At 73.1% G+C, this 13,135-nt stretch carries 13 protein-coding genes; 10 read left to right on the top strand and 3 right to left on the bottom strand.

The window, feature by feature from the left end:
* Window positions 1-18: 18 nt before the first annotated feature.
* On the top strand, window positions 19-702 hold the full coding sequence (locus tag ACH4SI_RS03200) for a PAS domain S-box protein (RefSeq protein WP_398291906.1): 684 nt from the start codon (window positions 19-21) through the stop codon (window positions 700-702).
* Between the two features lie 41 nt (window positions 703-743).
* Here ACH4SI_RS03200 and ACH4SI_RS03205 read toward each other — a convergent pair whose 3' ends face one another.
* The gene (locus ACH4SI_RS03205; RefSeq protein ID WP_398291908.1) at window positions 744-1,676 is read right to left on the bottom strand and encodes a hypothetical protein; all 933 of its coding nucleotides are present in this window, start codon (window positions 1,674-1,676) and stop codon (window positions 744-746) included.
* Between the two features lie 98 nt (window positions 1,677-1,774).
* Here ACH4SI_RS03205 and ACH4SI_RS03210 point away from each other — a divergent pair, with 98 nt between their 5' ends.
* From ACH4SI_RS03210 to ACH4SI_RS03245, 8 genes are read left to right on the top strand one after another with little or no spacing between them, the layout of a single operon-like run.
* Window positions 1,775-2,968, top strand: coding sequence for an NAD(P)/FAD-dependent oxidoreductase (locus tag ACH4SI_RS03210; protein ID WP_398291910.1), 1,194 nt, complete (start codon window positions 1,775-1,777; stop codon window positions 2,966-2,968).
* The gene (locus ACH4SI_RS03215) at window positions 2,965-3,246 is read left to right on the top strand and encodes a (2Fe-2S)-binding protein (RefSeq protein ID WP_398291912.1); all 282 of its coding nucleotides are present in this window, start codon (window positions 2,965-2,967) and stop codon (window positions 3,244-3,246) included. Before ACH4SI_RS03210 ends, ACH4SI_RS03215 begins: the two co-directional genes overlap by 4 nt.
* Entirely contained in the window at window positions 3,227-4,693 is a 1,467-nt protein-coding gene (locus ACH4SI_RS03220) for an FAD-dependent oxidoreductase (RefSeq protein ID WP_398291914.1), read from the top strand. The genes ACH4SI_RS03215 and ACH4SI_RS03220 overlap by 20 nt, the downstream gene beginning before the upstream one ends.
* A complete protein-coding gene (locus ACH4SI_RS03225) occupies window positions 4,690-5,598 on the top strand; it encodes a dihydrodipicolinate synthase family protein (protein ID WP_398291916.1) in 909 nt (302 codons plus the stop codon). The genes ACH4SI_RS03220 and ACH4SI_RS03225 overlap by 4 nt, the downstream gene beginning before the upstream one ends.
* 4 nt (window positions 5,599-5,602) lie before the next feature.
* The gene (locus ACH4SI_RS03230) at window positions 5,603-6,604 is read left to right on the top strand and encodes a proline racemase family protein (RefSeq protein WP_398291918.1); all 1,002 of its coding nucleotides are present in this window, start codon (window positions 5,603-5,605) and stop codon (window positions 6,602-6,604) included.
* Between the two features lie 10 nt (window positions 6,605-6,614).
* A complete protein-coding gene (locus ACH4SI_RS03235; protein WP_398291920.1) occupies window positions 6,615-7,574 on the top strand; it encodes an ornithine cyclodeaminase family protein in 960 nt (319 codons plus the stop codon).
* Between the two features lie 14 nt (window positions 7,575-7,588).
* Window positions 7,589-8,317 carry a GntR family transcriptional regulator gene (locus ACH4SI_RS03240; RefSeq protein ID WP_398291922.1) on the top strand — a complete coding sequence of 243 codons (729 nt, stop codon included), beginning with the start codon at window positions 7,589-7,591 and terminating at the stop codon, window positions 8,315-8,317.
* Entirely contained in the window at window positions 8,314-8,826 is a 513-nt protein-coding gene (locus tag ACH4SI_RS03245) for an oxygenase MpaB family protein (RefSeq protein WP_398291924.1), read from the top strand. Before ACH4SI_RS03240 ends, ACH4SI_RS03245 begins: the two co-directional genes overlap by 4 nt.
* A gap of 1 nt (window position 8,827) precedes the next feature.
* Here the strand turns inward: ACH4SI_RS03245 and ACH4SI_RS03250 are convergent, their stop codons facing one another.
* The gene (locus ACH4SI_RS03250) at window positions 8,828-10,312 is read right to left on the bottom strand and encodes an FGGY-family carbohydrate kinase (protein ID WP_398291927.1); all 1,485 of its coding nucleotides are present in this window, start codon (window positions 10,310-10,312) and stop codon (window positions 8,828-8,830) included.
* The gene (locus ACH4SI_RS03255) at window positions 10,309-11,955 is read right to left on the bottom strand and encodes a fucose isomerase (protein ID WP_398291929.1); all 1,647 of its coding nucleotides are present in this window, start codon (window positions 11,953-11,955) and stop codon (window positions 10,309-10,311) included. The genes ACH4SI_RS03250 and ACH4SI_RS03255 overlap by 4 nt, the downstream gene beginning before the upstream one ends.
* A gap of 175 nt (window positions 11,956-12,130) precedes the next feature.
* On the opposite strand from ACH4SI_RS03255, the gene ACH4SI_RS03260 reads away from it, so the two are divergent.
* The gene (locus ACH4SI_RS03260) at window positions 12,131-13,135 is read left to right on the top strand and encodes a LacI family DNA-binding transcriptional regulator (RefSeq protein WP_398291931.1); all 1,005 of its coding nucleotides are present in this window, start codon (window positions 12,131-12,133) and stop codon (window positions 13,133-13,135) included.

Consider the following 13,135-nt stretch of genomic DNA (forward strand, 5'->3'; position numbering starts at 1 on the left):
ACAAGAGCGAGGCCCGGCATGAACGACGACGAGTTGCCGGAGGCGGCGAGGAAGATCCTCGGCGGTGAGGACTGGGTCGTCTGGCGCAACCGTTCCCTGCTGCTCTTCGACCGGGTCCCGGTGCCGTGCGCGGTATGCCGCACGGACGGCGAGATCCTGATGGCCAACCCGGCGATGGCGGCCGAATGGGGCGCGGCCCCCGGGCAGTTGTCGGGGCGCAACGTGCTGGAGCTGTTCCACCCCAGCGCGGCCGATCAGGTGTACCGCATCGTGGAGGCGGTCCGGCTCGGCCGCCGTTCCCGCTACCCGATCGAGGTGCGGTGGCAGTCGCCGGACGGGGTGCGGCGGTACGGCGAACTGACCGCCGACACCGTGAGCGACACCGACACCCCGCTGTGGCTGCTGGTGCTGCTGCGGGTGCTCGGCGAGGAACCCCGGCCCCGGGCCGACGAAGCGGCGGACACCGTGCCCGTCGAACCGGAGCGGGTCGGCCCCGTCGAGGCCCGGATTCTCGCGCTCGCGGCGGGCGGCCACACCACCGCACAGATGGCCCGGCAGACCGGTCTCACCGCGGACGGCGTCAACTACCACCTCACCCGGCTCTCCCGGCGCTGGGGCGTCGGCAACCGCGCGGAGCTGGTGGCCCGGGCCTATGTGCTCGGCGTGCTGGCCCCGGGCGCCTGGCCGCCGGAGGTGTCCTGACGGCCGGGGCCCTGACGGCGGCTCAGCCGCGTGACGGTGGCTCAGTCGCGGACGGTCACGCCGTGGTGCGTACGCAGCCGCCGCAGCTCCCACAGCGACAGCGCGGTCACCGACAGCGGGCCGCCGAACGCGGCGCACAGCTGGGCGGGCAGCGGCCCGTTGGGCAACCCGTCCGACAGCAGGTTGAAGCCCGCGATCAGCCACACCAGTATCCCGGTGAGCACGGGCGGCAGCGCGGCGTGCACATAGGCGGTGTTGAAGGCGCTGCGCGCGACGTACGCGGATGCCAGGAACAAGAACACCAGCGCCCACGGCAGCCCGGCCATCAGCGAGAAGCCGACCACGAACAACATCACGCCGTGCAGCCCGTGCAGCAGCGTCGTCTGGCCCGCCACATAGATGAAGACACCGAAGGCTCCCAGCGTCAGCACGTACCAGCCCACCGTCTTGAGCGGGCCGTGCAGCCGGGAGCGCAGCACCGGGCGCCGGTGCGCGGGCGCGTAGAGGATGAAGCCCAGCACGACCAGCGGTCCGGTGAGGAGGAGCAGGAGCGGGGTCGCGAAGAGATTGGCGGCACCGTCGGTCGCCGCACCGCTCCAGCCGCCGTCGGCCCCGTACATGTAGACGAGCGCCAGGGTCGAGAGAACGCCGAGGGCGGAGCGGGTGAGCTGGACCTTGTCGACGAGCTGGTCGCGGACCCGCCCGCCGCCCTCCTTGTCGAACAGCCGCTTCGCCACGCGGTTCGCCGAACGGACCAGCGGGATGAGCGGCGAGAGCAGCCACCACCGGCGGCGGCGCACCGGGGCCGGCCGATACGGGCCGGGCGGCTGCGGCGGCACACCGTAAGGGGCGGGCGGCGGCGGACCGTAGGGGTTCTGCGGCGGCGGCCCGTAGTACGGATTCTGCGGCGGCGGCCCGTACGGCCCGCCTCCCTGCCCAGGATTGTTCGGCGGCTGCCATCCCCCCGTAGCCACGTGCACTCCTCCCTCGCCATGTGCCGTGGCGGCGAATTCTAGCCATACAACGTTGCCATGCACTGGCCAGAGGCAGTGCAATATGACATGCTACCGACATGACCGGTACGAGTTCCCGACCCGGCATTCCCCGCCTCCCGGATGTGCTCGTCGTCGGGGCGGGCATCATCGGCGCGGCTTGCGCGTATTACTGCACGTCAGCGGGGCTGCGCGTCACCGTGGTGGACCGCGGCGCGATCGGCGGCGGAACGACCGGTGCGTGCGAGGGCAACATCCTGGTGTCCGACAAGGAGACCGGGCCCGAACTGGAGCTGGCGCTGTTGTCCTCCCGGTTGTGGCGGGCGATCCGGGACGAGCTCGGGGCCGCCGTCATCGAATACCACGCCAAGGGCGGTGTGGTGGTGGCCGGTTCCGACGCCACCGCGGCGGGGCTGCGGCAGCTCACCGCGCGTCAGCGCGCGGCCGGGGTGGAGGCGGTGGACGTCCGCCCGGACGAACTGTCCGCACTGGAGCCGAACCTGACCCGCGAGGTGGCGGGCGGCGCCCACTACCCGCAGGACGCGCAGGTCCAGCCCGTGCTGGCCGCCGCACACCTGCTGCGCCACGCGCGCGCCCGGGGCGCGACCGTCCACAGCGGGGTGAGCGTGACCGGCTTCCTCCGGGACGGGAGCGGCGCCGTCACCGGGGTGCGCACCGACTCGGCCACCCTGCCCGCCCTGCACGCCCGATGGGTCGTCAACGCGGCGGGCACCTGGGCCGGCCGGATCGCCGACCTGGCCGGGGCACCGGTGCCGGTGTTGCCCCGCAAGGGGTTCATCCTGGTCACCGAACCGCTGCCGCGCGTCGTACGGCACAAGGTCTACACCGCCGAGTACGTGGCCAACGTCGCCAGCGACGACGCCGGTCTGGAGACCTCGGTGGTGGTCGAGGGCACCCGGGCGGGCACCGTCCTGATCGGCGCCAGCCGGGAGCGCGTGGGGTTCGACCGGAGTGTGGCGCTGCCCGTGCTGCGGAGGCTGGCGGACCAGGCCATCGGTCTCTTCCCGTTCCTCTCCGACGTCGCGCTGCTCCGCAGCTATCTGGGCTTCCGCCCCTACTGCCCCGACCATCTGCCGGTGATCGGGCCCGACCCCCGCGCCCCGGGCCTTGTCCACGCCTGCGGCCACGAGGGCGCCGGGATCGGCCTGGCCCCCGCCACCGGGCATCTGCTCGCGCAAGCGCTCACCTGCCGGGCACCGGATCTGTCCCTCACACCGTTTCGCCCGCAGCGATTCGAGGAGGCCGCCGCGTGAACCGGGCCCCGTTCACCTTCCGTTTCGACGGCCGGACGATTCAGGCCGAGCCCGGCCAGAGCATCGCGGCCGCGCTCATCGCCGACGGGCAGCGCTCATGGCGGCGCACCCGCGAAGGCGGCGATCCACGCGGGATGTTCTGCGGCATCGGCGTGTGCTTCGACTGCCTGGTGACCGTCAACGGACGCCCCAACCACCGCGCGTGTCTGGTCGAGGCCGCGCCGGGGGACGTGGTGGAGACCCAGGAGGGAGCGGGCCGTGCCGACCTTGCCTGTTGAACCCGCTGAGCCCGGCAGTGTTCTTCACGACATCGCGGTGCTCGGCGCCGGGCCCGCCGGGCTGTCCGCGGCCACCGCCGCGGCGGCCCACGGCGCCCGGGTCGCGCTGCTGGACGCGGGCCCCCGCCCCGGTGGCCAGTACTGGCGCCACCGCCCCGCCGACGACGGCGCCGCGCACCACGACTGGCCCCTCTTCCAGCGGCTGCGCACGGCCGCACACACCCACCGCGCCCGCCTCGACCACCTCCCGGGCCACGCCATCTGGCACATCGAGCGCATCCCCGGCGGTTTCGTCACCCACGCCCTGAACGACGGCGCGTCCCGCGAAGTCCTCAGCCGTACCGTCATCGTGGCCACCGGCGCGTACGACCGACAGCTGCCCTTCCCCGGCTGGACCCTGCCCGGCGTCTACACCGCCGGTGGTGTGCAGGCCCTGCTCAAGGGGCACGGCGTCGTCGCGGGCCGGCGCATCGTCGTCGCCGGGACCGGGCCCTTCCTGCTGCCGGTGGCCGCCGGCCTGGCCGAGGCGGGGGCCACGGTGCTCGGAGTCTTCGAGGCCGGGCGGCCCACCGCCCTCGCCCGCCACCCGCTCACCACCCTGCGCGCAACCGCCAAACTCGCCGAAGGCGCCCACTACCTGCGGACGCTGCGGCGCCACCGGATTCCGTACCGCACCCGCACCACGGTGGTCCGGGCCCAGGGGGAGGACACCGTCACCGGGGCGGTGGTGGCACGGCTCGACGACAGGTGGCGGATCGAGCCCGGAACCCGGCGGGCGCTGGAATGCGACACCGTGGCCGTCGGCTACGGCTTCACCCCGCAGACCGAACTTCCCCTGCAGCTCGGCTGCGCGATGCACCGGGACGCCGACGGCAGCCTCACCGCCCGCGTGGACACCCGGCAGCGCTCCACCGTGCCCGGCGTCTATGTGGCGGGCGAGGCATGCGGGGTCGGCGGTGCCCAGCTCGCCTGCACCGAGGGGGAGCTGGCGGGGCTGCACGCGGCGTACGCCACCACCGGCGCCCGCCCCGACCCGCGCCGCGTCGCCCGGCTGCTGCGGCTCCGGGCCGCCCGGCGCGGCTTCGCCGCCGCGCTGCACGAGGCGTATCCGGTCGGGCCCGGCTGGCGGGAGTGGCTGACCGAGGACACCGCCGTCTGCCGCTGCGAGGAGGTGTCCGCCGATGCCATCCGCCATGCGGTGAAGGACCTCGGGGCCACCGATCCACGGGCGGTGAAGATGTGCGCGCGCCCCGGCATGGGCCTGTGCCAGGGCCGGGTGTGCGGCTACGCCACCGCCGCCCTGACCGCCGCCCACGCCGGGCGCGACGTCACCGAGGAGGACCTGCGCGGGCTGGCCGCCAGACCCATCGCCCAGCCGGTGCCGCTCGGACACGTGCGGAACTCACCGCGCGGAACCATGCCACACCACGACGAGGAGGGCGCATGAACGCACAGGCCAAGTCATGGCACGGGGTGCTCGTCGCGACGGCGTTGCCGCTGCGCGAGGACACGACCGGCAGGCTCGCGGTCGACTTCGACGGCTACGCCGAACACCTCACCTGGCTCGCGGACGCCGGCTGCCACGGTGTCGTCCCCAACGGTTCCCTGGGCGAGTACCAGACCCTGACCGCCGAGGAGCGGGCCCGCGTGGTCACCACCGCGATCGAGGCCGCCCCCGAAGGCTTCACCGTGATGCCCGGGGTGGCGGCCTACGGCGCGGACGAGGCGCGGCGCTGGGCCGAGCAGGCGGCCGAGGCCGGCGCCCCGGCGGTGATGCTGCTGCCGCCCAACGCCTACCGCGCCGACGAGCGCGCGGTGCTGGACCACTACCGGGAGGTGGCCAGGGCCGGGCTGCCCGTCGTGGCGTACAACAACCCCATCGACACCAAGGTCGACCTGGTGCCCGAGCTGCTGGCGGAGCTGTACCACGAGGGGCTGATCGTGGCGGTGAAGGAGTTCACCGGCGATGTCCGCCGCGGCTACCGGATCCACGAGCTGGCCCCCGGGCTCGATGTGCTGTGCGGCAGCGACGACGTGGCCCTGGAACTGGCCGTTTCCGGGTCGCCCGGCTGGATCGCCGGCTACCCCAACGCCTTCCCGCGCGCCTGCGCCGAGCTGTGGCGGGCCGCCACCGCGGGCGACCTCAACCTGGCGCTCCCGCTCTACCGCACCCTGCACCCGCTGCTGCGCTGGGACGCCAGGACCGAGTTCGTCCAGGCGATCAAGCTCAGCATGGACATCGCCGGACGCTACGGCGGACCCTGCCGCCACCCGCGCGTACCGCTCACCCCCGAACACGCCGCCACGGTGCGCAAGGCCACCGAGCAGGCCCTCGCGGAAGGGCTCGTCTGAACCCATGCGCAGCGACCGGGTCTTCCACGCCGTCGACTCGCACACCGAAGGAATGCCGACCCGTGTCATCACGGGCGGCGCCGGGGTGATTCCCGGCGCCACCATGTTCGACCGGCGCCGGTATTTCATGGAACACCTCGACCACGTCCGCCGGTTCCTCATGAACGAGCCGCGCGGCCACTCGGCGATGAGCGGGGCGATCCTCCAGCCGCCGACCCGCCCCGACGCCGACTGGGGCGTGCTCTTCATCGAGACCTCCGGCTGCCTGCCGATGTGCGGACACGGCACCATCGGCGTCGCCACCGTCCTGGTGGAGACGGGCATGGTGACCGTCGAGGAACCCGTCACCACCATCCGGCTGGACACCCCCGCCGGGCTGGTCGTGGTGGAGGTGGCCGTCGAACGGGGCGCGGCGCGCGGGGTGACGCTGCGCAACGTACCCTCGTTCACGCTCGCCCTGGACCGTGCCGTGAAGACCGCGCCGTTCGGCGACATCGGCTACGACATGGCCTTCGGCGGCAACTTCTACGCCATCGTCGAGCTGGACGACCTCAAGATTCCCTTCGACCGGGCCCACAAGAACCGGATCATGGAGGCCGGGCTGACCATCATGGCCGCCATCAACGAACAGGCCCGCCCGGTCCACCCCGGCAACCCCGAGATCAGCGGCTGCCACCATGTGTACATGGCCGCCCCCGGATCCGACGCACGTCGGTCCCGGCACGCCATGGTCATCCACCCGGGCATGTTCGACCGCTCACCGTGCGGCACCGGCACCAGCGCCCGCATGGCCCAGCTGCACACCCGCGGGCTGCTGCCGCTGCACACCGACTTCCGCAACGAGTCGTTCATCGGCACCCACTTCACCGGCCGGCTGGTCGAGGAGACCACGGTCGGCGGACGGCCCGCGGTGGTGCCCACCGTCACCGGGCGCGCCTGGGTCACCGGCACCGCCCAGTATCTGCGCGACCCCGACGACCCGTTCCCCGAAGGCTTCGAGCTGTGAAGAGCCGACCATGAAGACCATCGACGCGGCCACGGTCGCCGCCGCCCTGCCCCCGCACACCGCGATCCGGGCCCTCCAGCAGGCGCTACGGGACGGGCTCGACCCCGAGGCCGGCCCGCCCCGCGGCGTGGTGCCGGTGGACCACGGCGAGCTGCTGCTGATGCCCGCCGAGGGCCGCACCCCCCGGGGCCGCGCCTACGCGGGCGTCAAGATCGCCACTGTCGCACCCGACAACCCGGCGCGCGGACTTCCCCGCGTCCAGGGGCAGTACCTGCTGCTGGACGCCGAAACCCTCACCCCGCTCGCCCTGCTGGACGGGATCGCGCTCACCAACCTCCGCACCGCCGCGGTGTCCGCCGCGGCCGCCGACCTGCTCGCCCCGCCGGAGGCGTCCCGGCTGGTGCTCTTCGGCGGCGGCCCGGCGGCCCACAGCCATCTGGCCGCGCTGCGCGCGATCCGCCCCCTCACCGAGGTCACCGTCGTCGGCCGCACCCCGAAGCGGGCACGCCAACTGGTCGACGGCTTCCCGGAAACCGCCGGGGTCCGCATCGTGGCGGGGGAGCCGGACGCGGTCGCGGACGCCGATCTGATCGCCTGCTGCACCACGGCCCGCACCCCGCTGTTCGACGGGACCCTGCTGCCCCCGCACGCCACCGTGATGGCCATGGGATCCCATGAACCCGGCGCCAGGGAGGTCGACGACCACACCGTCCGCCACGCCACCGTGGTGGTCGAATCCCGCGCCGCCGCCACCCGGGAGGCGGGCGACCTCATCCAGGTCATCGACCGCGGCCTGCTCGACCCCGCCCGGCTGCTGCCCCTCGCCGATCTGGTACGCGGCACCCCGGGCGGCCCGGCCGTGGCCGAGAGGCGCCCCCGGCTGTTCAAGTGCGTGGGGATGGCGTGGGAAGATCTCGTGATCGCCGGAACGGTCCACGAGGCCATCGAGTCCGGTGAGAGCGACCGATGAAGGAGACCGACCGCATGACCGTGGACGACGGGGCCACCACGCGCCTGCCCTCGCTCCGCGGCCGCAGCAGCCTCCGCGAGGAGATCGCCGAAACCCTCCGCGGCGCGGTGATCTCCGGCGAACTGAAGCCCGGCGTCGTGTACTCCGCCCCGAGCCTCGCCGAACACTTCGGGGTGTCCGCCACACCGGTACGCGAGGCCATGCTCGACCTCAGCAAGGAGGGGCTGGTCGAGATCGCCCGCAACAAGGGCTTCCGGGTCACCCACCTCTCCGCGGCCGAACTGGACGACATCACCCACCTGCGCGCGCTCATCGAGATCCCGGTGATCCGCCAGATCACCGAGGCGGGCGTCGCCCCCGAGATCATCGCGCGGCTGCGGCCGCTGGCGGCGGGCATCGAGGACGCCGCGCACCGCCGCGACTTCATCGCCCATGTCACCATCGACATGGAATTCCACCTCACCCTGCTGGAACAGGCCGGGAACAGCAGGCTGGTGGAGACCGTGCGCTCGCTGCGGACCAGCTCCCGGCTCTACGGACTGCGCACGCTGACCGAGGGCAGCGCCCTGTTCGACTCCTCCCACGAACACGCCGAACTCCTCGACCTCATCGAGGCGGGCGACGCGGACGGCGCGGAGGACCTGATGCGCCGCCACCTCGGCCACGTCCGCGGCATCTGGGCCGAGGAGAACGCCCCCGACCCGGCCCCTGAAAGCCGCGTGACCGGGGAGCCGCCCCGGTGAGCGGATTACGCGAGGCCGAGGAGACCTACCGGCGGATGGCGTACGACACCGTCGCCCAGGACCTCAAGATGGGGTTAAACCTGGGCTTCTGCCGTACGTTCGCGGTCCCCGAGATCGCCCGGGTCGCGCTCTTCGAGTACGGGCTGGACAGCGAGCAGGGGGCCGAGACGATCGCGGCGCTGGACCGGCTGCACGCCCCGTTCGCCATCGGCGACGACGCCTTCCGCTACGTCCTCGCCTGCTTCGACCTCGCGCCGATGCGCTGGTGCGCCGCCCACGCGTGGCGCGCCCCCACCGACGCCGAACGGACCGCCTCGCACACCCTCCACCTCGGCCTCGCCGACCGCATGGGCATACCCGAAGTTCCCGCCACCTGGCGGGAGTTCGAGACCGGGATGAGGGCTTACGAGCGCGCACACTTCGCCGTCACCCCGGAGGGCCGGGCGCTGCGGGCGCGGGCCTGGCGCGGGCGGCGGGCGCGGGCCAGGGTGGGGCGGTCCCAGGGGTGAGTCAGCCCGCGGCGAGGCCGTGGACGATGTCCGCGGTCGCCGGGTACAGCTCGCGGTAGCGGGCGTACAGCTCGTCGTAGCGTGCCGTGGTGGCCGGGTCGGGACGCACCTGGACGGCGGGCGGATTCCACCGCGCGATGTCGGCGTCCCCGACGGCCGACGCGGCGAGGAACGCCGAACCGAGGCTCGCGCCGATGGTGTGCGTGGGGATGTCCTGGGTCAGCCCGGTGATGTCGGAGACGATCTGCGTCCACAGATGCCCCTGGGCGCCACCGCCCACGCCCACCACCCGGTCGATGTGGCCACCTGCGGCCCGGATCGCCTCCACGTTGTGGCGGACACCAAAACCGGTGGCCTCCAGCGCGGCGCGGTAGAGATCGCCGCGGGTGTGCGCGAGGGTGAGGCCCGCGAGGACACCGCGGGCCGCGGGGTCGGCGACGGGGGTGCGTTCCCCGTCGAAGTACGGCAGCATCAGCAGCCCGCGCGCGCCCGGGCCCGACGTCTCCGCCTCGGCCAGCAGCTCGGGAACGGACGGATCCCCGAACAGCGAGCGCAGCCAGTCGGTGATGGCGCCCGAGGACGCCATGCCACCGGCCAGATTGCGCGTGCCCGGGAGCGCCCCGACGGTGCCCCACAGGGCGGGGAAGGTGACGCGCTCCTCGACCGTGTTGATCAGGAACATGGTCGAGCCGTACATCAGCATCAGATCACCGGCGTTGTGCGCGTCGCCACTGATCGCCTCCGCCCAGGCGTCGATGGTGCCGACCGTCACCGGGGTGCCCGCCGCCAGACCCGTCGCCTCCGCCGCCCGCGGCGACACCCGGCCCGCCGTGTCCCCGGACCAGGCGAGCCGGGGCAGTTCGATCCGCCCGGCCAGCCCGTCCGACCAGGCGCGGTACCAGTCGAGGGCGCCGGTGTCGTAGAGCGGGGTGCACTGGCTGGCCGAGTGGTGGTCCAGCACGTACTCCCCGGTGAGCCGGTGCACCAGCCACGAGCTGGGCATGAACAGCCGCCGGGCGTGGGCGAAGACACCGGGCTCGTGCCGCGCGAGCCAGGCGAGCTTGGGGCCGACGGCCTGCGTGGAGAGCACCGAACCGCAGCGGCGCAGGATCTCCTCGCGGCCCAGCTCGCCCTCCAGCTCGCGGATCTCCTCGGTGGCGCGGGTGTCGATCCCGTACAGCAGGGCCGGGCGCAGCGGCTCACCGGCGTCGTCCGTGACCGCCACACACGGCCCCATCCCGCTGACGCCGACAGCCTCCACGGTCACCTCGGCGGACGCGAGCAGATCCCTCACCAGGGTGGTGAACTCCCGCCACCACACCTCCGGATCCATCTCCACCCAGCCCGGGTGCGGCCGGTCGACGGAATGCCGTACGACGGACTGGGCGAGGACCGTGCCCTCGGGTGACACCAGCACGCCCTTGGAGCTGGAGGTCCCGATGTCCACGCCCACCACGGCGCGCCGGGCGGCGCTCCGCGACGTCATCGCCCGGCCTCGATCGTCGCGTCGCCGCACAGGTGCACGGTCACGCCCAGCCGTTCGAAGGCCGCCGCCTTGGCGGCCAGCGCGCGGTCGGCCGTGGCGGCGTCGGGCGCGTACACCACCTGGATGTGGTTGGCCTTGTGCCGGGCCATGAACTGGTCGCGGCTCACCCCGTCGAGGACCGCGTGCATGATCGGCCACTCCGGGTTGGTGGCCTGCCGGCGCCGCCGCGTCTCCTCCTCGGGCAGTTCCACCGCCCGGCCGCGGCCGATGTCCAGCTGCAGCGCGCCGTCGGCGATGTAGAGCCGGGACCAGACGATCTCGCCGGGCCGGGACACCCCGGACAGGGTGCCGCCACCGGCCGGGAAGTACACCGGGTTCTGCCGCAGCGAGACGGCCTCGGCATAGCCCCGGGCGAGGTGGGAGGCCGGAATGGAGCCGGAGATCTCGAAGACCCAGACGAACCGGCCGTCGTAGCTCTCGCCCCAGCGGACGTCGTGGAGGGTGGTGGCCGGGTCGAGGCCCATCGCCGTCCAGATGCGGTTGCTGAGCAGCGCGTCCACCGCCACGCCCTCGTCCACCTCGTTGAAGTGGGGGAGGGGCCGGTCCTCCCACAGCACCCGGGAGCCGTCGCGGCTGCGCACGGGGGGACGTTCGGCATTGTTCAGCAGCCCCTCGGCGAGGTCGGACGCGGCCACCAGGTCTTTCAGGCCCTGCTGGTACTGGATGCCGACCGCGTCCAGCCCGAAGTCGTCGCTGATCCGGAGCGCGGCGATGTACATCGCGAACTGCTGGCGCAGCTGTTCGTCGGTCAGTTCGGTGGCCTGGTCCGTACCGGTCTCGAAGCGCATGCCCCGCTCGGTGAGCCATTCGCGCACCGCGGTGGTCTCCGCCTCCGGCACCGTGGACATCTCGGCGAACAGCGCGCTCTGCGACAGGCGCTCCTTGTAGATGCCGAGGGGATTGAGGAGTTCGTCGTCGATGATGGCGTTGTACATGCCCATGCAGCCCTCGTCGAAGACGCCGATGATGGCCTTGTCCGCCATCAGCTGGTCGGCGACCGCATGCCCCAGCTCGCGTTCCGGCGTGGCGGGAAGCGGCGGCAACGGCCGTACGTGCGAGGCGTCCTGGGGCACGGCGCCGGTGTCCACCCAGCTCCGCAGGCCCTCCAGGAACCAGTCGTCGGTGAAGTCCACGCTCCACAGCGTGGAGTACTCCTTGCCCATCTTGGCCAGGCCCGCGTTCACCCCGAGCAGCCCCACCAGTCCCGGCCACGTGCCGTCGAAGTTGGCCACGGTCAGGATGGGCCCCCGGTGGGTGCGCAGCCCGGCCAGCAGATGGTGGCTGTACTGCCACACCGCCTCGGCGACCACCAGGGGCGCGTCGGAGGGGATCGAGCCGAAGACGGTCAGCCCCATGCGCTGGCTGTCGATGAAGCCATGGCCCTTGACCGGATCCACCTCGTGCGCCCGGCGCACCGTCCAGCCGAGCTTGCCGAAGGCATCGCCCAGCGCGGCTTCCATCGCCTCCTGCACCGGCCACCCCGCCGCGTTCGCGGAGGGCCGCAGATCGCCGCTGGCCACCAGCCAGGCCGTGGCGGGCTCCACGGTCGGCCTCGGCGTACTGACCGGCACGGTGTACGGCATGGTGCCACCACATTCCCTGCGTCATCGATGGGCACCGCGACGGACCGTCGCGGTGCCCGCAGGCTCTCAGAAATCGATTTCTCGGGCAAGGGTCGGGGTAAGGGTCGAGAGAGTGCCGGGCCTGGATCCGGCTCCGGTGATGATGCCGTGGCGATAGGTGGCTACCGTGTGTGAGGTGACACCAACGCCGACGATCAAAACCGTTGCCGAGGCGGCGGGGGTCTCCCCGGCCTCCGTATCCCGGGCCCTCAACGGCAATCCGTCCATCGCGCCGGAGATCGTCGAGCGGGTGATGCGGGCCGCCGACGCGGTGGGCTACCGGCCGAACGGGATCGCCCGGAGCCTGCGCACCCGCACCACCAAGGTCATCGCGCTGCTCATCCCCGACATCGGCAACCCGTTCTTCACCGCGGTCGCGCGCGGTGTCACCGACGCCGCCGAGGCGGAGGGCTATACGGTCCTGCTCTGCAACACCGACGAGGACCCCGAGAAGGAGCGCCGCCACCTCGCCGTGGCCGAGCAGGCCCGGGTGGCCGGGGTGGTGCTCTCCCCGCAGGGCCGCGACACCGACATCTCACGGCTGCGCCGGAGCCGGATCCCGGTCGTGGTGATCGACCGCCAGCTGCGCGAGAAGACGGACTCCATCGTGGTGCGCTCCTTCGCGGGCGCACGGGCCGCCACCAGCCATCTCATCGAGCAGGGCTGGTCGCGCCCGGCCTGTGTCACGGGGCCGGCGTCCGCCGACACCGCCCGGGCCCGGCTGCGCGGCTACCGCGCGGCCATCCGGGAGCACCAGGGCATGCCGGAGATCGTCGCGCACGCCGACTTCCGGCAGGACGGTGCGATGCACGCCGCCCGGGAGCTGCTGGCCCGGGCCGAACCGCCCGACGCGTTCTTCGTGGCCAACGCCCCGATGGCGCTCGGCGCGCTGGCCGCGCTCGCCGAACGGGGTCTGCGGGTCGGCTCCGACGTCGGCTTCGTCTCCTTCGACGACGCCCCCTGGGCGCCGTACATGACGCCGCCCATCTCGGTGGTCGCCCAGCCCGCCCATCCGCTGGGGGAGCGCTCGGCGCGGCTGCTGCTGGAATCGCTCCGGGCCCCCGAGGAGCGGCGCCCGCGCCGCATCACGCTCTCGCCCACCCTCGTCGTGCGCGCCAGCTCGCTGCGACCGAAGACGTGA

Source organism: Streptomyces sp. NPDC021212 (genome assembly GCF_044332925.1).
Lineage (GTDB): Bacteria > Actinomycetota > Actinomycetes > Streptomycetales > Streptomycetaceae > Streptomyces.